This window comes from Methylomonas koyamae (assembly GCF_019669905.1).
In the GTDB taxonomy this organism is placed as follows: Bacteria; Pseudomonadota; Gammaproteobacteria; order Methylococcales; family Methylomonadaceae; genus Methylomonas; species Methylomonas koyamae.
In genome coordinates, this window is record NZ_AP019777.1 from 1,809,159 (window position 1) to 1,829,471 (window position 20,313).

Annotated in this window: 18 protein-coding genes; 11 read left to right on the forward strand and 7 right to left on the reverse strand. The window is 55.3% G+C overall.

What is annotated here, in order from left to right; all coding sequences use genetic code 11:
* Nucleotides 1–38: 38 nt before the first annotated feature.
* The 3 genes from MKFW12EY_RS08500 to MKFW12EY_RS08510 are packed head-to-tail and all read right to left on the reverse strand — an operon-like array spanning nucleotide 39 to nucleotide 1,874.
* The gene (locus tag MKFW12EY_RS08500; protein WP_054758641.1) at nucleotides 39–443 is read right to left on the reverse strand and encodes a hypothetical protein; all 405 of its coding nucleotides are present in this window, start codon (nucleotides 441–443) and stop codon (nucleotides 39–41) included.
* Nucleotides 440–1,192: a tRNA threonylcarbamoyladenosine dehydratase gene (locus MKFW12EY_RS08505; protein WP_054758642.1), complete on the reverse strand. Its 753-nt coding sequence runs from the start codon at nucleotides 1,190–1,192 to the stop codon at nucleotides 440–442. Before MKFW12EY_RS08505 ends, MKFW12EY_RS08500 begins: the two co-directional genes overlap by 4 nt.
* Nucleotides 1,185–1,874, reverse strand: a complete 690-nt coding sequence (locus MKFW12EY_RS08510; protein WP_054758643.1) for a TatD family hydrolase — start codon at nucleotides 1,872–1,874, stop codon at nucleotides 1,185–1,187. The genes MKFW12EY_RS08505 and MKFW12EY_RS08510 overlap by 8 nt, the downstream gene beginning before the upstream one ends.
* Nucleotides 1,875–2,024: 150 nt before the next feature.
* Between MKFW12EY_RS08510 and ettA the strand changes: the two genes are divergently transcribed.
* The 7 genes from ettA to MKFW12EY_RS08545 all read left to right on the forward strand — a co-directional run bounded on the left by ettA (nucleotide 2,025) and on the right by MKFW12EY_RS08545 (nucleotide 10,193).
* Nucleotides 2,025–3,689: an energy-dependent translational throttle protein EttA gene (ettA, locus tag MKFW12EY_RS08515; RefSeq protein WP_054758644.1), complete on the forward strand. Its 1,665-nt coding sequence runs from the start codon at nucleotides 2,025–2,027 to the stop codon at nucleotides 3,687–3,689.
* Between the two features lie 196 nt (nucleotides 3,690–3,885).
* Complete coding sequence (gene hfq, locus MKFW12EY_RS08520) at nucleotides 3,886–4,128, forward strand: RNA chaperone Hfq (protein ID WP_054758645.1); 243 nt, start codon at nucleotides 3,886–3,888, stop codon at nucleotides 4,126–4,128.
* 11 nt (nucleotides 4,129–4,139) lie between these two features.
* Complete coding sequence (hflX, locus tag MKFW12EY_RS08525; RefSeq protein ID WP_064022035.1) at nucleotides 4,140–5,405, forward strand: ribosome rescue GTPase HflX; 1,266 nt, start codon at nucleotides 4,140–4,142, stop codon at nucleotides 5,403–5,405.
* Nucleotides 5,406–5,572: 167 nt separating this feature from the next.
* Nucleotides 5,573–6,766, forward strand: a complete 1,194-nt coding sequence (hflK, locus tag MKFW12EY_RS08530) for an FtsH protease activity modulator HflK (protein WP_221054366.1) — start codon at nucleotides 5,573–5,575, stop codon at nucleotides 6,764–6,766.
* A gap of 1 nt (nucleotide 6,767) precedes the next feature.
* Nucleotides 6,768–7,622, forward strand: a complete 855-nt coding sequence (gene hflC / locus MKFW12EY_RS08535; protein WP_064025109.1) for a protease modulator HflC — start codon at nucleotides 6,768–6,770, stop codon at nucleotides 7,620–7,622.
* A 73-nt stretch (nucleotides 7,623–7,695) separates the two neighbouring features.
* On the forward strand, nucleotides 7,696–8,886 hold the full coding sequence (locus MKFW12EY_RS08540) for an ATP phosphoribosyltransferase regulatory subunit (RefSeq protein WP_054758649.1): 1,191 nt from the start codon (nucleotides 7,696–7,698) through the stop codon (nucleotides 8,884–8,886).
* 11 nt (nucleotides 8,887–8,897) lie between these two features.
* Nucleotides 8,898–10,193: an adenylosuccinate synthase gene (locus MKFW12EY_RS08545; RefSeq protein WP_054758735.1), complete on the forward strand. Its 1,296-nt coding sequence runs from the start codon at nucleotides 8,898–8,900 to the stop codon at nucleotides 10,191–10,193.
* A gap of 78 nt (nucleotides 10,194–10,271) precedes the next feature.
* Here the strand turns inward: MKFW12EY_RS08545 and MKFW12EY_RS08550 are convergent, their stop codons facing one another.
* Nucleotides 10,272–11,141: a sulfurtransferase gene (locus MKFW12EY_RS08550; RefSeq protein WP_221054367.1), complete on the reverse strand. Its 870-nt coding sequence runs from the start codon at nucleotides 11,139–11,141 to the stop codon at nucleotides 10,272–10,274.
* Between the two features lie 2 nt (nucleotides 11,142–11,143).
* The gene (locus tag MKFW12EY_RS08555) at nucleotides 11,144–12,121 is read right to left on the reverse strand and encodes an NAD(P)H-quinone oxidoreductase (RefSeq protein WP_221054368.1); all 978 of its coding nucleotides are present in this window, start codon (nucleotides 12,119–12,121) and stop codon (nucleotides 11,144–11,146) included.
* Nucleotides 12,122–12,198: 77 nt separating this feature from the next.
* Between MKFW12EY_RS08555 and argC the strand changes: the two genes are divergently transcribed.
* Nucleotides 12,199–13,230 carry an N-acetyl-gamma-glutamyl-phosphate reductase gene (gene argC / locus MKFW12EY_RS08560; RefSeq protein WP_054758652.1) on the forward strand — a complete coding sequence of 344 codons (1,032 nt, stop codon included), beginning with the start codon at nucleotides 12,199–12,201 and terminating at the stop codon, nucleotides 13,228–13,230.
* Nucleotides 13,231–13,310: 80 nt separating this feature from the next.
* Here the strand turns inward: argC and xdp1 are convergent, their stop codons facing one another.
* Both xdp1 and prsT read right to left on the reverse strand, forming a co-directional pair.
* Entirely contained in the window at nucleotides 13,311–14,066 is a 756-nt protein-coding gene (gene xdp1 / locus MKFW12EY_RS08565) for an exosortase-dependent surface protein XDP1 (protein WP_082409611.1), read from the reverse strand.
* 220 nt (nucleotides 14,067–14,286) lie between these two features.
* The gene (gene prsT / locus MKFW12EY_RS08570) at nucleotides 14,287–17,100 is read right to left on the reverse strand and encodes an XrtA/PEP-CTERM system TPR-repeat protein PrsT (protein WP_221054369.1); all 2,814 of its coding nucleotides are present in this window, start codon (nucleotides 17,098–17,100) and stop codon (nucleotides 14,287–14,289) included.
* A gap of 262 nt (nucleotides 17,101–17,362) precedes the next feature.
* On the opposite strand from prsT, the gene MKFW12EY_RS08575 reads away from it, so the two are divergent.
* Genes MKFW12EY_RS08575 through fliE form a run of 3 tightly spaced genes read left to right on the forward strand, consistent with a single transcriptional unit; the run spans nucleotide 17,363 to nucleotide 20,303 of the window.
* Nucleotides 17,363–18,565 (forward strand): sensor histidine kinase, encoded by a 1,203-nt coding sequence (locus MKFW12EY_RS08575; protein ID WP_054758659.1) that lies wholly within the window; start codon nucleotides 17,363–17,365, stop codon nucleotides 18,563–18,565.
* The gene (locus MKFW12EY_RS08580; protein WP_221054370.1) at nucleotides 18,552–19,934 is read left to right on the forward strand and encodes a sigma-54-dependent transcriptional regulator; all 1,383 of its coding nucleotides are present in this window, start codon (nucleotides 18,552–18,554) and stop codon (nucleotides 19,932–19,934) included. Before MKFW12EY_RS08575 ends, MKFW12EY_RS08580 begins: the two co-directional genes overlap by 14 nt.
* A gap of 57 nt (nucleotides 19,935–19,991) precedes the next feature.
* Entirely contained in the window at nucleotides 19,992–20,303 is a 312-nt protein-coding gene (fliE, locus tag MKFW12EY_RS08585; protein WP_054758660.1) for a flagellar hook-basal body complex protein FliE, read from the forward strand.
* The last annotated feature ends 10 nt before the right edge of the window (nucleotides 20,304–20,313 follow it).

Consider the following 20,313-nt stretch of genomic DNA (forward strand, 5'->3'; position numbering starts at 1 on the left):
TGGTTGGGCGGGCTGAAAAGCAACACGGTGGCGCGGCCTCAGCCGCAAGGCTTGCCATTATAATTCAGATCGCCGATGCGCTTCATCGCCGGCGAGTGGGGCGGCAACTGCGGATCGGCGATTTTCAATCGGCTGAACACTTGTCGAATCGGCAAGTCTTTGATCCGATTCAGCTCAATGCCAAAGCGGATGCGAAACAGGCTGTGTTGTTTGCCGGACGGCAAGGTTGCTAACAGTTCGGACAGGCGCCGGTCTATCAAACGTCGGGCCAACAGCAATTCCGGGCTGAGTTTGGTATCGCCGGCACTGGTTTCTGCAATCGCCGGTGTTACGGCAGGTGCAGGCGTAGCGGCGCCTAGCGCTTTTTCGCGCATTTCCCGCAGCCGGCTGCTTTGGGCAAAGCCGACCGTCAAGCCACCCCCGCTTGGTTTGTTGCTATTCATACTTGGTGTTTGTGGCTGTGGGCCGGATCGTGGATCAGATTGCGGATGACGACGGAAGCGCAGACCCCTCCGAACGCCGCCGGTAAATACGAGATCGTGCCGTAGGCCGATTTTTTGTAATTGCTGCCGTCGGTGAACATCAACGAATCTTTATTGACCACTTCCGGCGAGAACACCACTTTCACGCCGCGGCTGATGCCGTGTTTGCGCAAGCGGATGCGAATGAATTGGGCGAACGGGCAGTTGTAGGTTTTGGAAATATCCACCACCTTGAGATGGGTCGGATCCATCTTCCCGCCGGCGCCCATCGAACTGACGATTTTCAATTTTCGGGTCTTGGCGGCGCGGATCAAATGGATCTTCGGCGTCAGGCTGTCGATGGCATCGACGACGTAGTCGTAATGGGTCTCGTCGAGCAATGCGGCGGCGGTGTCCGGGGTGATGAATTCGTGCTTGATGGTGAGCTGCAAATCCGGATTGATCTCCAGCAAGCGTGCGCCCATCACGTCGGCCTTGGCTTGGCCGATGGTGGTGGCCAAGGCCGGCAACTGCCGGTTGCGGTTGCTGGTTTCGACCACGTCGCCGTCGACGATGGTCATTTTGCCGACTCCGGCGCGGCAGATGAATTCGGCGGCAAACGAACCGACGCCGCCCATGCCGACGACCAACACGTGGGATTGCTGGAGTTTGTCCAGCTTGGGGCTGCCGATCAGCAATTCGGTACGGGACAGCCAGCTTAAATCAGTCATGCAGGAATACTCTTTGAAAATTGGCAACGATACGGCGCTGCAGGGTTTGGATGTCCAAACCGAGGATTTTAGCCGCTTCACTATAGATTTCACTAATCGAAAGCTGCGTGGCGGCGTCGGTTTCCAGGAATAAACGTTCCGGCGGCGTGTGCAATAGCGCCAGTCGCGACGGATGTTCCGGTTTTAACAAGAATTTGCCGAACGAAAGGTAACAACCGTGATTCAGCAGTTGTTCGGCCAGTGCGGGTTTGCCGCTAAAACCGTGGACGATCCAGGCTTGAGTCGGTTTGGCCGATTTTTTTACCGCGATCAGCTCGTTGTGGGCGCGCACGCAATGAACGATCAACGGTTTGCCGAGCTGCTCGGCCAATTCGATCTGGCCGCGGAACACTGCCGTCTGCCGCTGCAGAGGCGCAGCTATGCATTTATCCAGGCCGGATTCGCCGACGGCAAGCACACGCGGGCCGGCACAAAGGCTGCGCTGGAGGAGCCAGTCGTGTTCCGGGTCCTGCAGGCCAATATGCCAAGGGTGGGCGCCGATACTGGCATAGCGGTGGTTGCCGGCACAGAGTAGCGCCGGCAGTTCGGCAATTTCCGACATGTCCAGGCTGCGGATTAGCCAATCCGCGTCACCCGGACTGCCGTGGCAATGAATGTCGATGAATGGCGCGGATACGGGCATGGAGCAGCTAATCTACCGATGCGAAGCGACATCGCTATCGGCAACGGCGGTTTCGGTTGCGGGGCGGCAAGCTGGCTGAGTTGAAATGGCCGGCTTGAATTTCCATGGGGCAAGGTATAATAGCCGTTTATTTTTTGCAACAGAGCAACAATGGCGCAATATATTTTCTCCATGAACCGGGTCGGCAAGGTGGTGCCGCCTAAAAAATACATCTTGAAGGACATCTCGCTGTCGTTTTTTCCCGGCGCGAAGATCGGTGTGTTGGGTCTGAACGGCTCGGGTAAATCGACGCTGCTGCGCATTATGGCCGGCGTGGATAAGGAAATCGAAGGCGAGGCGATTCCGCTGAAAGGCATCAACATCGGCTATTTGCCGCAGGAGCCGCAGTTGGATCCGAGCAAAAACGTGCGCGGCATCATCGAAGAATCGGTGCAGCACATCAAGGATGCCTTGGCGAAACTGGATGCGGTTTATGCAGCTTATGCCGAACCGGATGCCGATTTCGACAAGCTGGCTGCCGAGCAAGCCAAACTGGAGGACATCATCAACGCCTGCGACGGCCATAATCTGGACCGGCAATTGGAAATCGCCGCCGATGCGCTGCGCTTGCCGGATTGGGATGCCGATGTAAACAAGCTCTCCGGCGGCGAGAAGCGGCGGGTGGCGTTGTGCCGCTTATTGTTGTCCAAACCGGATATGCTGTTGCTGGACGAGCCAACCAATCACTTGGACGCCGAATCGGTCGCCTGGTTGGAGCGCTTCCTGCACGATTATACCGGCACCGTCGTTGCCGTGACTCACGACCGCTACTTCCTGGATAACGTCGCCGGCTGGATTCTGGAGCTGGACCGCGGCATGGGTATTCCATGGGAAGGCAATTATTCGTCCTGGCTGGAGCAGAAGGAAAAACGGCTGGAGCTGGAGGAAAAGCAGGAGACTTCCCGCCAGAAAGCCATGAAGGCCGAGTTGGAGTGGGTGCGGCAGAATCCGAAAGGTCGCCACGCCAAAAGCAAGGCGCGTCTGGCGCGTTTCGAGGAGTTGTCGTCGGTCGAAGTGCAACAGCGCAACGAGACCCAGGAAATTTATATTCCGCCCGGACCGCGCTTGGGCGACGTCGTCATCGAAGCCGACAACATCAGTAAGGGCTTCGGCGACCGCTTGTTGATCAACAATTTAAGTTTCAAACTGCCGCCGGGCGGCATTGTCGGCATCATTGGTCCGAACGGCGCCGGTAAGACCACACTGTTCAAAATGATGGCCGGCATGGAGCAGCCGGATTCCGGTTCGTTCAATTTCGGCCAAACCGTGCAGTTGTCCTACGTCGAACAGTTCCGCGACGATATGGATAACAATAAAACGGTTTGGGAAGAGATTTCGGACGGCTTGGACATGATCACGGTCGGCAAGTACGAAACGCCTTCGCGTGCCTATTGCGGCCGGTTCAATTTCAAAGGCTCGGATCAGCAAAAGCGTATCGGCGAATTGTCCGGCGGCGAGCGTAACCGGGTGCACTTGGCCAAGTTGCTGAAAAGCGGCGGCAACGTGTTGCTGCTCGACGAGCCGACCAACGATTTGGACGTAGAAACCTTGCGGGCGTTGGAAGAGGCGCTGCTGGGCTTCCCCGGTTGTGCCGTAGTGATCTCGCACGACCGTTGGTTCCTGGATCGGATCGCCACCCATATGTTGGCGTTCGAAGGCGACAGCGAGGTGGTCTGGTTCGAAGGCAACTACGCCGATTACGAAGCCGATCGCCATCGCCGGTTGGGAACTGACGCCGATAATCCGCGCCGTATCAAATACAAAAAAATCGGCTAAGCCGGGGTTAAGGGTTCGCCGCCGACAATGGCGGCGGACCCGGCGGCTAATAAAGTTGGCTTTGAACTTGAAATAGCGCGGCTTTGTCCCAAACTTGAATTTAGTTTTTTATGAGGCCGCGGCTGTCCTGTTGAAATCGGCAGATGTAGCGGTTAATGTATTAATAGCGCACCGAACAATAATAAGGAGAAATAGGATGTCGAAAGCACAAAACTTGCAGGACAATTTTTTGAACGCCCTGAGAAAAGAACATACCCCGGTGTCGATTTTCTTGGTGAACGGTATCAAGCTGCAAGGTCGCGTCGATTCTTTCGATCAGTACGTTGTGATGCTGAAAAATACCGTCAACCAAATGGTTTACAAACACGCCATTTCCACCATCGTTCCCGGCAAAAACGTCAATATGCACCGTGATGCCGAGCCCAGCGACGAGAGCTAAGAGGCCTTTTTTTGTTTGAACGTCCCGATGCGGGCGAACGGGCGATACTCGTTCACCTGAATTTGCAAGTCGGACAAGAAGATCTCGACGAGCTGAAAGAACTCACCAAATCCGCCGGTGCCCAGCCGATTCATGTGGTCACCGGCAGTCGCCACCGCCCGGACCCCAAGTATTTCGTCGGCATCGGCAAGCTCGACGAAATCAAGGCTGCCGTGGTCGAACACCAAGCCGACATCATCATCGTCAACCATCCGTTGTCGCCCAGCCAGGAACGCAATCTGGAAAGGGCATTGGAGGTGAGGGTGGTTGACCGTAACGGTTTGATTCTGGATATATTCGCTCAGCGCGCGCAGACCTTCGAAGGTAAGTTGCAAGTCGAATTGGCGCAGTTGAAGCATCTTTCGACTCGATTGATTCGCGGTTGGACCCACTTGGAGCGGCAAAAAGGCGGTATCGGCTTGCGCGGCCCCGGCGAGACCCAGTTGGAAACCGACCGGCGTTTGTTGGCGGTAAGGATCAAACAAATCCAACAGCGCTTGGAAAAAGTCGAAAAACAACGCCATCAAAGCCGCAGCAAACGGAAAAAGGCGGAAATTCCGACTGTTTCGCTGGTCGGCTATACCAATGCCGGTAAATCGACTTTGTTCAACACGTTGACCGGGGCCGGGATTTACGCCGCCGACCAGTTATTCGCGACCTTGGATCCGACTTTGCGCCAGTTGCCGCTGCCTGATGGCGGCGAAATTATCCTGGCCGATACGGTCGGTTTCATCCGGCATTTGCCGCACGAACTGGTCGCGGCTTTCCGTTCTACGTTGCAGGAAGCGGCCGAGGCCGATCTGTTGCTGCACGTGATCGATTCGGCTGCTGAAGATAGAGATGACACCATCATCCAGGTCAACCAGGTGTTGGAGGATATCGGTGCCGGCAAGATAGCGCAGTTGAAAGTATTCAATAAAATCGATTTGCTAGGCGATCTCGAACCCCATATCGATTATGACGCCGAAGGGCGCCCGGTTTGCGTCTGGATCTCGGCGCAAAGCGGGGCGGGGTGCGATTTGTTGCAACAGGCATTAGGCGAATTGTTCGCCAGCAGCAAAGTGATTCGGAAATGTTATCTGCCGGCAGGGCAGGCCGGCCTGAAAGCCAAACTGTTTGCCTTCGTCAGAATAATAAGCGATGTCACCGACGATCACGGCGATTGCGAGTTGACGATAGAAATCGATAAAAAGCATTTGGGCCTGCTGAAACATATCCGGGTCGAAGCGGTAGCCTGATCCCGATAGCGTTTTTCTATACCTAGTTATTTTCTCGGTTAATGGTAATTTGAGATAGAATGGCGCGCTTTCGAAAGCGGCGTGCCGTTCTCGAAACATAATTCCGGCTTTGCGCTTGTTGGCCAGCCGAATTTTGAGTTTGCAAATCCAATTTTGGAGCGTTTGGTATGTCTTGGAATGAGCCCGGCGGTGATAAAAAAGACCCCTGGAGTGGTCGCAACGAAAAGGATAATCCTCCCGATCTGGATGAAGTGATCCGGTCCTTGCAGGACAAACTGGGCGGCATTTTCGGCGGCGGCAAGCGCGGCGATAGTTCTAACGGCCCTTCGATGCAAAGCATCGGATTTTTGGCGGCCGGCGCGCTGGTGCTGTGGGGTTTGAGCGGATTTTATACCGTGGACGAGGGAACCCGCGGTATCGTCACGCGTTTCGGCGCTTACGTGGCGACCACGCAACCCGGTCTGAACTGGCATATCCCGGCGCCGATCGAGCAAGTGCAGGTGATCAACGTCGAACAGCAACGTTTTATCGAGGTCGGCTACCGTTCCGGAGGCGGCCAGGCGATGGGCTCGGTTCCCAAAGAAGCGATGATGTTGACTAAAGACGAAAATATCGTCGACGTGCGTCTGGCTGTGCAGTACCAGGTCAAAGACGCCAAGGATTACGCCTTTAACGTGCTGGATCCGGCTTCTACGTTGAAGCAAGTCACCGAGAGCGTCCAACGCGGCGTGATCGGCCGGAGCGACATGGATTTTGTGTTGACCGAAGGCCGTAGCGAAATCGTTGCCGCAATCAAAACCGAAATCCAGTCGGTGATGGATGCCTATAAAACCGGGATACTGATCACCAGCGTGAATTTGCAGGATGCGCAGCCGCCGGAACAAGTGCAGGGTTCGTTCGAAGACGCCATCAAGGCGCGCGAGGACAAGCAACGCTTGATCAATGAGGCTGAAGCTTATTCCAACGATGTCGTGCCGAAAGCTCGCGGTGCCGCTTCCCGGATCGTACAGGAATCCGAAGCGTATAAAGAAAAAGTGATTGCGCAAGCTAACGGCGACGTCAGCCGCTTCTCGCAACTGCTTGCCGAGTATAAGAAGGCTCCAGCGGTCACCAAACAGCGCATGTATATCGAGGCAATGGAACAAGTATTGGGTAAATCGAATAACGTGTTGGTCGATGTCAAATCCGGTGGCAGCATTATGTATTTGCCGCTGGACAAATTGGTGAATAAGGTCGCAGAAGACGCGGTTTCGGCGCCGGTTCCCACGCACGAACCGGTTGTCGCGCCCGCGCCTCAAGCCAAAGAGATCAGAAACGATATACGCGCATCGAGCCGCGAACGCGATGTGAGAGGACGCTAACATGGGAAACAAGATACTAGTAGCCTTGGGCGCTTTGGCGGTTATATTGTCGATGTCGGTGTTTACCGTCGGCGAGACCGAAAGAGTCATCAAGTTTCAATTGGGCGAAATCGTCGGGGCCGACTTTCAGCCCGGCATGCACTTGAAAATTCCGTTCATCAATAATGTAAAAAAATTCGACGCCCGTATCCTGACTATGGATGCGACGCCGGAACGTTTCCTGACTGCGGAAAAGAAAAACGTTATCGTCGATTCTTTCGTCAAATGGCGAATCGGCGACGTGAAAACCTTTTACACCACAGTGGGCGGCGATGTCGGCCAGGCCAATATCCGCCTGGACCAGATTATCAAGGACGCGGCGCGTAGCGAATTCAGTAAACGCGAAATCAGGCAACTGGTTTCGACTGACCGTAGCGCGATCCGCGATTCGTTGATCACCAACGTTTCGCCGCACGCTTCGCGATTGGGTATCAATATTGTCGACGTGCAGGTCAAACGCATCGATTTGCCGAACGAAGTCAGTACCTCGGTATACCAGCGGATGGAAGCCGAGCGGGCGCGGGTGGCACGCGAGTTTCGTTCCCAAGGTTCCGAAGCCGCGGAGCGGATTCGTGCCGATGCCGATAAACAGCGCGAAATCATTTTGGCCAACGCTTACCGCGATTCCGAAGTATTGCGCGGCGAGGGCGATGCTAGAGCTGCGGATATTTTCGCTAAAGCTTACGGCGAAGACAGCGACTTCTTTGCCTTTTACCGCAGTTTGATCGCCTATAAAGAGGCACTCGGCAAATCCGGCAATATCATGGTGTTGGAACCGAACTCCGATTTCTTCAAGTTTTTCAAAAACCAGAAATAAACCATCAATCTAACGCTGCACGACCGGACGCCCCGCTCTGCGGGGCGTTTGCTGTGATTGGGATAGACAAATAATGCAAAGAAAAGACAACTGGCTGTTGCCCGAAGGCATCGGCGAGGTATTGCCGGAGCAAGCCGCGCATTTGGAAAATTTGCGCAGAAAGCTGCTCGATACTTTTGCCTGTTGGGGTTATCAGCTAGTGATACCGCCCTTCGTGGATTTTCTGGATTCTCTGCTGACGGGTTCCGGCCACGACTTGGATCTGCAGACCTTCAAACTGACCGACCAGCTTAGCGGCGAAATGCTTGGCGTGCGTGCGGATATGACGCCGCAGGTGGCCCGTATCGACGCTCACCATTTGCAGCATGACGGCCCCACCCGCTTGTGCTATGCCGGTACCGTGCTTCACGCCGTGGGCGACCCCTTGGAAAAGAGCCGCAGCCCGATGCAAATAGGCGCCGAACTATACGGCCACGCCGGATTGGAGAGCGATTACGAAGTGATCCGCTTGATGCTGGAGATGCTGGCGATCAGCGGCCTGCAAAACGTGCATTTGGATTTGGGCCATGTCGCGATCTACCGGGCGCTGGCCGAGCAAGCCGGCTTGAACCAGCAACAGGAGTCGGAATTGTTCGACGTGTTGCAACGTAAAGCCAGAACCGAGCTGGTCGAATTGTTGGCCGGTTTTGCCATCGACGAACGCTTTCAGGCCATCTTTAACGCTTTGCCGAAGCTGAACGGCGGTCGGGAAGTGCTGGACAAAGCCGACGCTGTGCTGGCGGGTTTGCCGTGTAGCGGTATGATCGGCGCTGCACTGGCCGATTTGCGCGGCATCGCCGACAAACTACGCCGCGATTTTCCCGGCTTGAGCGTCAGTTTCGATCTGGCGGAATTGCGTGGCTACCACTACCACACCGGCATGGTGTTCGCGGCATTCGTGCCGGCGTTGGGTAAGGAAATCGCCCGCGGCGGCCGTTACGACAATATTGGCGCGCGCTTCGGCCGGGCTCGGGCGGCCACCGGGTTCAGTGCCGATTTGAAAGTATTGGCGGCCATGTTCGAAGACGCCGATAGCGCACGGCAAATCGTTTATGCGCCTCACGGCGAAGATGCCGACCTGCTGGAGGCCATCAGAGATTTACGCGCCCAGGGCGAAATGGTAATCCAACAGTTGCCGGGACAGGCGGAGGCCGCCGCGCAAATCGGCTGTAACGCAATTTTAGAAAATCAGAATCAACGCTGGGTCGTTAAACCATTAGTTTAAGGTTGGAAAATATGGGAAAGAATGTAGTTGTTATCGGCACGCAATGGGGCGATGAAGGTAAGGGCAAGCTGGTCGATCTGTTAACCGAACAGGCTGCGGCTGTCGTACGCTTTCAGGGCGGCCATAATGCCGGCCACACCTTGGTGATTAACGGCGAAAAAACCGTTCTGCACCTGATTCCCTCCGGCGTGCTGCGCGAGGGCGTGCAATGCATGATCGGCAACGGCGTGGTGTTGTGCCCGGAGGCTTTGCTCAAGGAAATCGAGATTCTGGAAAAGTCGGGCGTACCGGTCAGGAACCGGTTACAAGTCAGCGAAGCCTGCGCATTGATTCTGCCGGTCCACGTTGCGATCGACCAGGCCCGGGAAAAGGCGCGCGGCAGCAAGGCAATCGGCACGACCGGCCGCGGTATCGGGCCGGCCTACGAGGACAAAGTCGCCCGCCGCGGTTTGCGTGCCGGCGACTTGCGTAACCGGGACGAGTTTGCTGCCAGGCTGAAGGAGTTGGTCGATTACCATAATTTCATGCTGGTCAATTACTACGCAGCGGAGCCGGTCAACTACGAAGAAATTCTGGCTAACACCTTGCGTTTGGGTGAAATCATCAAGCCTATGTTAACCGATGTCGGCGAGGCTCTATATAGCCACCAACAACAGGGCAACAACGTATTATTCGAAGGTGCGCAGGGCGCGTTGCTGGATATCGACCACGGCACTTATCCGTATGTAACCTCTTCCAATACCACGGCGGGCGGAGCGGCAACCGGCAGCGGCGTTGGGCCGTTAGCGTTGGATTATGTTCTGGGTATTACCAAGGCCTATTCGACCCGAGTCGGCAACGGCCCGTTTCCGACCGAGTTGATGGACAGCTACGGCGAACATCTGGGCGTGAAAGGCCACGAATTCGGCGCTACGACCGGGCGCAAGCGCCGCTGCGGTTGGTTCGATGCGGTGTCGATGCGCAAATCCGCTCAATTGAATAGCTTGACCGGCATTTGCTTGACCAAGCTGGACGTGTTGGACGGTCTGGATAAAATCGGCATTTGTACCGCCTATAAAATCGATGGCCAAATCACTGAAACGGCGCCGTTGGGCGCTGACCAATACGCCGTCTGCGAGGCCGTCATTGAGGAAATGCCGGGTTGGAGCGGTAGTACCGCCGGGATTACCGATTTCACGCAATTACCGGAAAATGCCAAGGCTTACATTGCCCGTATCGAGCAATTGGTCGGCGTCAAAGTCACGATATTGTCGACCGGGCCCGACCGCAACGAAACCATCGTCCTGGAAAATCCGTTCTCGGCCTGATACAGGGACGCTGACCAACTCCGAAAGCCGTCGGCCGGGTTTCTCCGAGACCAGGCCGGCGCATCTGCCAAGCCCTATTCAAGTCAGTGACTTTGCCGTCCTTTCATAGCCGGCAATAGGCCGATTTTTGTTGCGGATCCACTCGCTCCAGGAGCCGGCGTACAATTTCGATCCGCTGAGTCCGGCGATTTCCATCGCCAGCAAATTGTGGCATGCGGTCACGCCCGAGCCGCACATATGTACCACGCGTTCCGCCGGCCACGGCGCAATCAAATCGCTAAATTGCCGGCGTAAGTGGTCGGGGCTCAGGAACAGGCCGTTTCGATCGAGATTGGATTGCAATGGCCGGTTAAGCGCTCCGGGTATGTGGCCGGCCACCGGGTCGATCGGCTCGGCTTTGCCGAAGAAGCGCTCCTGGGTTCTGGCATCGATCAATCTGATGCTGCGGCTGGCCAGACCTGCTTCAATCTGGTTAGCGCTGAGCCATTGCCGGTCATCGAGATAGCTGCGAAACCCGCTGGCGGCGATTTTGGGCAATATTGCTGTGGTAGGCAGGCCTCGTTTGCGCCAGTGGCCGTAGCCGCCGTCGAGCACGGCAACCTGGGTATGGCCCATGCTGCGCAGTAGCCACCACATGCGGCCGGCAAAGGCGCCACCGGCATCGTCGTAGACGACCACCTGGCAGCGGTTGTTAACTCTCCAGTCTCCCAGTTTTGCAGCGAGCAACTCGAAGTTCGGTAGCGGGTGGCGGCCGGTGTAGGCTTGAACCGGGGACGACAAGTCTTTATTCAAATCGGCATAGACCGCGCCGGGTATGTGGCTCTGCCGATAGGATTTATAGCCGGCTGCGGTATCGGCCAGCGAGAAGCGGCAATCGAATATGCGCCAATGCGGATGGTCGAGGTTGGCTGCCAAGGCGGCGGCGGAAACCAGCGTGGTATAAGTCATGCTCATAGCTCCAAAATAATTTTTCCAATGTGTTGGCTGCTTTCCATCAGCCGGTGGGCCCGGTCGGCCTCGGCCAGCGGAAACACAGAATCTATCACGGGTTTGACTTGGCCGGATTCCAACAATGGCCAGACTTTCTCGCGTAACTGCCGGGCAATTTTAGTTTTGAACTCGTCGCCCCTCGGGCGCAAGGTGGAGCCGGCCAGCGTCAGGCGTTTCATCAGTAGTGCGGCCAAATTGATTTCGGCCTTGCTGCCTTGCTGAATCCCGATTTGCATCAGCCGGCCGTCGCTTGCCAGCGATTTTAAATTACGTGACAGATAATCCCCGCCTACCATATCCAGAATCACGTCGACGCCATTGCTCCCGGTGAATGCAGAAACCGCCTCGACGAAATCCTGTTGCCGGTAATTCACGGCAAGGTCGGCGCCCAACTCCAGGCATCGCCGGCATTTCTCGTCGCTGGCTGCCGTCGTGATGGCACGGGCGCCGAAGGCTTTGGCAAGCTGGATTGCGGTGGTGCCGATGCCGCTGCTGCCGCCATGCACCAACAGGGATTCGCCGGCTTGCAATCCGGCTCGGTCGAAAACGTTACTCCACACGGTAAAAAATGCCTCCGGGAGCGCTGCGGCCTGGGTAAAGCTGAATCCCCGTGGAATCGGTAAACAGCAGCAGGCGCTGGCCAGGCAATATTCGGCATAGCCGCCGCCGGTGACCAGCGCGCACACCGAATCGCCGACCTCAACTTTCGTTACCGCGCTGCCGATTTCGGCGACGGTACCGGCGACTTCCAAGCCAAGAATGGGCGATGCACCCGGCGGCGGCGGATACAGGCCTCGGCGTTGCACGAGGTCGGGGCGGTTGACGCCGGCGGCGTGGGTTTGGATCAGAACCTGATTGGGCCCCGGCGTCGGTTTCGGCCAGTCGGTCACGACGAGTTGGTCGAGGTCGGCGTTAGTTTGAATCTGAACGGCACGCATGATGTTAAGCTTTGCGGGAGGACTGTGTATTATATGCGGCCCAATTTAGCAGAAGTCTAGTTTCCACGAGAGAGTCCATGGTACGAGTAGGTATTGTCGGCGGCACGGGATACACCGGTGTCGAATTATTGAGAATTCTGGTTTTGCATCCGCAAGTTGAAGTCAGCGTCGTCACCTCCCGCGCCGACGCCGGGTCGAGGGTGGACCAGTTGTATCCCAGTTTGCGCGGCTATTGCGATTTGCAATTCAGTCCGCCGGAGCTGAAGTATTTGCAAGGCTGCGACGTGGTGTTCTTCGCCACGCCGAACGGCACGGCAATGCTGATGGCCGAAGCGTTGTTGGCGCTGGGTGTCAAAGTCATCGATCTGTCCGCCGATTTTCGTATCAAAGACCCGGCCGAATGGCAGAAATGGTACGGCATGCAGCACGCCAGCCCGGGCCTGATTGATGAGGCCGTGTACGGTTTGCCGGAGCTGAACCGGGAACAGATCAAACAGGCGCGCTTGATCGCATGCCCAGGTTGTTATCCGACTGCCGTGCAATTGGGCTTCCTGCCTTTGCTGGAGGCCGGTATGGTGGATACGAACGGCTTGGTGGCGGATGTCAAATCCGGCGTCAGCGGTGCCGGACGCAAAGCGGAAATAGCGTCGCTAATGAGCGAAGCCGGCGAAAGTTTCAAAGCCTACGCGGTTGCCGGCCATCGCCATTTGCCGGAAATCAAGCAGGGATTGGCGCGCGTTGCGGGCGACGAGGTGGGATTGACCTTTGTGCCGCATTTGACGCCGATGATACGCGGCATACACGCCACGCTTTATGCGCGTTTAAACAGCCGCGGTAAAGATTTACAGGCACTTTTCGAGCAACGTTATCGGGAACAGCGCTTCGTCGACGTATTGCCTGCCGGTAGCCATGCCGACACCCACAACGTGCGCGGCAGCAACCGCTGCCAAATTGCGGTGCATCAACCGCAGGGCGGCGATACGGTGGTGGTTTTGTCGGTGATCGACAATCTGGTGAAGGGCGCTTCGGGACAGGCGGTGCAGAATATGAACTTGATGTTTGGTTTGGCTGAGGCGGCAGGCCTTGAAACGGTTGCGCTTTATCCTTGAGGTTTAGATAAGTTCGAGCAATAAAAAACCGCCTGCCGGTTTTACCGGCAGGCGGTTCGCTCGATCTTTAGTTTTCTGAATTAAGCAGCGAAAGCCTGATTTTTACGATTCAGTCTCCAACCCAGCATTCCGCTTGCCAAAAGCAATAAGCTGGTGGGTTCCGGAACGCTAGTGCCAGGGGGGGTGGTGCTTGCAGTCGTGCCAACCAGAGAAACCAGTTTGAAATAATCTGAAGTTGTATCGGTAATAACATCCCCCAGGCCTGAACCCCATCTGCTGCTGTAGGCGCTTATTAACCAAAGGCTTGACGACTTGTTGCTCGGATTGATGTCCTCTTGGACGTCTCCGACAGTACTATAACTGCCTACGAATTCCCAGCCATTGGTAAGAAGGGTTGAAATGGATTTTCCGCTAATATCTGCATTACCGCTAAGGGCGCCGGTGGTGGGCACTGCACCAGTATATCTGACAATCGAGATATCAGAATCGTAGCCGGTGGTAGCGTCCGGCCAGCCTACCGTTAGTTTATCCAAGATGGTACTGTCGTCAAATCGAAACAGTACCGCTTCTATGCGACCATTGTTGTCGATGGCATGGTCGGGATAACTGTACGTTGTCTCGGAGCCGCTCAACACGCCCAGGCCGTTAGAGCTTCCATACCACTGAAGGGTGGCGGTAGAAAATGTTGAGTAGCTCAAAGTACCGACCGAGTAAGCAGTCATGCTTTGTACTCCACCCGGTGTCACCGTGTTTGTGCCGCCTATGGTCCACAATGTGGCGTTTGCCGTTAACGGTGCCAACAACAGAGCTGCAACAGCCAAATATTTCCGGGTCATAAAATCCTCGCTATTTTTTATTCATTTCCATCATTGTCTTTGCCGGTCTGAAAATAACTATTGTACTATCGGCCAAAGGACAAAACGCTCTTATCGATAATTGAAAAGCATTTATTGGGCCATGATTGTTTTTTGTTAAAAAACAAATGGTTGCGTTTTGTTTTTTGTCGAATGGCTGCGATGTTGTAAAAAAATACGACAGATGCTGTGTATTCGATTATCAGCGTAACTTTTCCAATAGTACCTTCGCTTGGTCGCGGCCGTTGAACAGCGTATTGGCTTTTAACGCTTGTTCGAGTTCTTGCCTGGCTTCGTCGTTGCGTTGCATTTTGCTCAACGCCACACCGATATGGTAGCGAATTTCCGGATCTTGCGATTGCAGCGAATGGGCGTTACGCAAGTAATGCAGGCCTTGTTCCGCTTGGCCCGAGTTAACCAGAATCCAACCCAGCGTATCGTTGGTTGCCGCCTGGCCGGGGGCCAGTTTATGGGCTTGTTCGGCTAACGAGAGTGCTTTGTTGTTGCCAAGATTCAAATAGGTATAAGCCAGATTGTTCAAGAATTGCGGTTCGTTGGGGTATTGTTTGAGTAATAGATCGTAATATTTTTCCGCTTCTTTGAAGTTTCCGCTCTTCAATAATTCGTTAGCGAATGCAGCCATTGGTACGTAGTCTTGCGAATGTTTTTTTACCCATTGTTCCAGCAAGGTAAATGCCTTATCCGGTTGGTTAGTTTTGTACAAGCTGTCGTAGAGCTGCATTAACGATGTCGTGTTCGGTTCCAGTTCGAATGCGGCTTGGTAGTGGCTGTTGGCCAAGCTGAAGTTTTGGTCATGCAGGGCAACGTCGCCCAGCAGTTGGCGCGGGAAAGCCCGTTTTGGGTAGCGTTTCATTAAGCTTTCGGCACGGCTTGCGGCAAATACCGGCTTGCCATGATTAAGTTCCATCTCGACCAACGCAATTTGCGACGGGATATGACCTTCGTCCACCAATACGGCTTTTTTTAGGGTTTTGATGGCTTCGTAATAGTCGCCGGCGTCGATTTGGTATCGGGCTGCTTTGTAGAGTTGTTTTACGTTAAAGCGCGCTTGGTCGGCCATTCGGACGAACACGCCCAGGGCCTTTTCTCGATTGTTGCTGGCCAAGTAGCTGCGCGCCAACGCATCGATAACATGCAGGTTGTTCTTATCGAGGGCTTCTGCGGCTTGTGCGGCCGCAGTCGCTTCACTAACCTTACCCATCTTTAAATTCAAATCTACCGATGCCAAAAGCACGGGTAATGATTTTAAATCCAGCTTTTTTGCCCGCTCCAGCCAATCGCTGGCAGCGTCGAGGCGTCCGGCGCTTTGCTCGACTTTGGCCAATTCCACCAAAATATCCAGATTGTTCGGGTCCTTTTGATTCAAGGCTTGCAGGCGTTGTCGAGCTTGATCGAATTTATTTTCGCCAACGTCGAGTTTGCTTAGGTTAATTTGCGCGGCGAGAAAATTCGGATCTAATTCGATCGCTTTCTCGAAACTTTGCCTGGCTTGTTTGTATTGGCCGTGGCTGACCTGGGCTGTACCCAATAAATTAAGAAGTGTTAAATTTTTCGACGCTTTCTTATAAAGCGTTTGAGCGATTTGTAACGCGCTTTCCGAGTCGCCTTGGCTCATTTTTAGGGCTACCAGCGGAATGCCGGCTTGTAATGAGTCGGGGTTTTGCTTGTAAGCTGCTTCCAAGTCTTGAGTCGCGGCTTGCTCCTGGCCCATCGCCAGCCGATTCAAGCCGATCTCGGCTTGTAGGCTTCCTTTACCATCGCCCAACGCGGCGGCCTTGCCGAACATTATGTTCGCCATGTCGTGTTTGCCTGCCTGCATAAACGCATTTCCTAATAGGTAGGCCAATCGAGAGTCTTGCGGGTTGTGGATTTGGATAGGGCGAAGTAACTCGATCGCTTGCTCCGGTTCGTTTTTTTTCAACAGAATTGTGGCTAGCAGTGTGTATGGGCCGGACTGTTCGGGGAATTGCTTGACATAAAGGCGGAGATATTCGGCAGCGAGATCGAATCGCTGTAGGCTGTAATTTACTAAGCCGGACAGCATCAAGGTCGAGCCATGCGCGGATAAGTATTCCGGCTTTATCGATGAAATTATATCTGCGGCGGCTACCAGCTCCTTGGCAGCGGCTTCCTTTTGCTTATTTTTATCCAGTAACACTGCGTTTAGGTAAGCAGCCTTGGGTTCGAACGGGTAGGTCTTCCGCACGTATTCCAAATCCTGCTTGGCTTTATCGTCCTGTTTTAAGTCCATCAACAAACCGGCCCGCGCCAAACGGGTGTCGACGTGGTCGGGATTCAGTTCGACCGCCTTGTCGTAAAACTTGAGCGCTTCCTCCAGCTCCATATTGGCATGCTTGATAGAACCTTTGGCGAACCAGGCGCCGTGGTCGTCTGGTTGGATCTGCATGGCTTTATCGGCAGCCAGATCGGCACCTTTCCGGTCGCCGCGCTTTAACAGCGCATTGGCGCGGCCGACGACCGCGGCGACGTGGCTGGGATCGATTTGCGCCGCACTGTCGAATTCGTTCAAAGCTTCGCTGATTTGATTGAGCTGAAGATAGGCGTTTCCGCGGTAGACATGCAAAATCGGACGCAACTCATTGTTGAACTTGACCGGATCGATTTCCTTGATCAAGTCGTTGTAGCGGATTTCATACGTATAGAGTTTGGCCAGATTCTCGACGATTAAAGAAGGGTCTGCGCCCAGTTGCTTGGCCAGGTTCAATTGCACTTCCGTTTCGGAAAGCGATTTTTGTTGCAAGTAGATATCGCCGAGTAACACGTGGGCAGCGACGTAACGTTCGTTCTGCTGCAGCGCGTTTTTCAGCTCGATAATGGCTGCTTCGTTGTTATGTTCCCGATAGGCCTGCAACGCCCGCTCGTAATATTGTCCGGCCAGCACGTCGTCGGCTAGAGCGTAGTTTATGGGCGCAATACCGGCAACCAATAGCCATGTGCCGAAAGTGATACGCGAGGGTAGTTTGGATATGCGCATGGGGGGGGGGACCGTTTTCGTTCAAAAAGTCGGCATAGGATAGCCGCAAAGCGGATTTGTCTCCAGTTAAGCGACATCCGCATTTCATAACGTCCGGCGCTGGGTTGCCGTCTGGAAGCGCGGGCCGCATTCGGCTTGCGTTTGATCGGAATGGTGTCCGTCAAAATCTTGGCATTGAGTTGTAACGCTCTGTTTTTGAATCAAATATTATTGTGGTCTGCTTTTTGCTTTTCGGCGATTAAAGTAATTTGGTGAAATATCGATGAACTCTTTATCGTTTCAGCAACAGCAAAAAGCCGAACGTCTGACCGACGCGTTTCGCTTGTTCAACGAGCTTTCCGCGAATTTGACTCATTCCTACCAGGGCCTGGAAGAACAAATCGCCAGGTTGAATCGGGAACTGGCCGCCGCCCGCGACGAGCGTCTGCGCACCTTGGTCGAAAAAGAGAGGTTGGCCAGCCGTTTGCAGCAAATTCTGGCGGCATTGCCGGCGGCGGTGGTGGTGTTGAATGCGCAAGGCGTTGTAGTCGATTGCAACAACCATGCGCTGGATTACCTCGGCGAACCGTTGCTCGGCCAATTCTGGTCCGATGTCGTGGGCAGAAGTTTGCAGCCGGTGTTCGAATCTCCGCACGAGCGGCAATTGCGCGACGGTCGTAAAGTCAACATCACCCACAACGTGCTCGGTAACGATGCCGAGCAGGTCATCCTGCTGTCCGATGTCAGCGAAATCCGTTCGTTGCAGGAGACGCTGGTGCAGCAGAAGCAGCTCAGCGCGATGGGGGAAATGGTGGCCGGTCTGGCGCATCAAGTACGCACGCCGTTGGCGACTGCGATCCTGTATGCCTCGCAAATGAATCGGCCCGGAATTGCCGACGACAAGCGCCGCCAGTTTTCCGCAAAAATTCTGGAGCGCCTGCATTACCTGGAGCGGCAGGTCAACGACATGCTGATCTTCGCCAAGCAGGGGCGGATGGCGATGCAGGGTTTTTCATTGAACCGGTTGATGGCGCATTTGCGCGAAGCCAAGGATGGCTTTAGCGGCGAATTGGATATCGACAACTCGGTCGGAGACCTGTTGTTGTTCGGCAACCAGGACGCCCTGCGCGGTGCGTTACTGAATTTGATCAACAACGCCGCGGAAGCCGGTGCGCGAAAAATCAGCGTGCGGGCGACGGTCGGGGTTGGCGGCATCGCTATCAGCGTCGCCGACGACGGTCCCGGAATCGCACCCGAGCAACGCGCCAAATTGTTCGAGCCTTTTTTTACTACCAAATCCAACGGCACCGGTCTGGGTTTGGCGGTCGTCGAAAGCGTTGCCCGTGCCCACGGCGGCACGGTCGGTTGCCGCTCCGCGCCGGGAAACGGCGCCTGCGTTACCTTGACGCTGCCCTGCAGCAACCAAAACGCGTTGAGCCTGTCGGCCGGCGCCGCCGCTACGGAGAAGAGCCATGAAGCAGTTTGATGTATTAATCGTTGAGGACGACGCGGCGCTGTGCGAAGCCTTATGCGATACCTTGGAAATCGAGGGTTACCGCGTCGCCGCCGCCAAAAACGGTACCGAAGCGCTCAGCCAGTTAGCCAAGCATTCGGTTCGGCTGGTGGTCAGCGACGTACAAATGCCGGTGATGGACGGCTTTCAGTTACTGCGCAATATGCAGCAAAAATTCGCCGATACTCCGGTGCTGTTGATGACCGCTTACGGCACGATCCCCAAGGCGGTCGAAGCGATGCAGGCCGGCGCGGCCGATTATTTGATCAAGCCCTTCGAAGCGACGGCATTGGTCGACAAGGTGGCGGCGTTGATCGCACCGTTGCCGCAGGTTACCGTCGAGCGAGTGGTCGCCGACGATGCGATGAAAAAACTGTATGCTTTGGCCGGCAAGGTGGCGAAAACCAACGTGACGATGCTGTTGGAAGGCGAAAGCGGCGTCGGCAAGGAGATCTTGGCACGCTATATCCATAAAAATTCCCACTACCATGCCGGACCGTTCGAGGCGATCAACTGCGCGGCCATTCCGGAGAACATGCTGGAAGCCATGTTGTTCGGCTACGAAAAGGGCGCATTCACCGGCGCAATCCAGTCCGCACCCGGTAAGTTCGAGTCGGCGCAGGGCGGCACTTTGCTGTTGGACGAAATCTCGGAAATGGATATCGCACTGCAGGCCAAATTGCTGCGGGTATTGCAGGAAAAGGAGGTCGAGCGGCTCGGCAGCCAACGCAAGATCGCGCTTAACGTCAGAATTTTGGCGACCACCAACCGCAAGTTGAAAGACTATGTCCGGGAAGGCCGGTTTCGCGAAGACCTGTATTTCCGCCTCAGCGTATTTCCGTTAAAGATACCGGCCTTGCGCGAGCGGCCGGCGGATATCGTGCCGTTGGCGCAGCAACTGGTGCAAAAACATACCGCGCCGGGCCGGCCGCTGTGCCGTTTCGACGACGCGGCATTGGACAAGCTGTGCCGGTATGCGTGGCCGGGCAATGTGCGCGAATTGGAAAATGTCGTGCAGCGCGCGTTGATCTTGCAAAATAACGGCGTTATCGGCGCCGACGAGCTGATTTTGGACGACGAGACCGCGATTTTGCCGGCCCAATCTGCCGCCGGGCAAACAATTGCCGTAGAATCCTGGGCCTACGACCCGGCTATCGATATCCACGAGGCCGGCAGCTTGGGCGAGGGCGTGCGCTCCGCCGAAGAAAAAATTATTTTGCAAATGCTCCGCGACGCCAGCGGCAGCCGTAAAGCCACGGCGGCCAAGCTCGGCATCAGCCCCCGTACCTTGCGCTACAAGATTGCGCGAATGAAGGAAGCGGGGGTGGCTGTGCCTGGCTAGGAGTATTGGCCTGGAAAATGCTTGCCTAGTGGCAGGCAATACACACGAGTCAATATCATGTCAGATATCAATGTCAACCAAGTCCTGGCCCAGATGCGGGCCATGTCCATCGAAGCCGGCGGCAAAGCGCAGCCGGCCGATAGCGGCGGCGATTTTGCCGCGATGCTGAAACAGTCCATCGATTCGGTCAACCAGACGCAGCAAACCGCCAACAATTTGGCGAAGTCTTTCGAAATGGGCCAGAGCGACGTCAGTCTGGCCGAAGTCATGATTGCGTCGCAAAAAGCCAGCGTGTCGTTTCAAGCCATGTTGCAAGTACGTAACAAGCTGGTCGATGCGTACAAAGACGTGATGGGCATGTCGATTTAAGCGTAGCGGA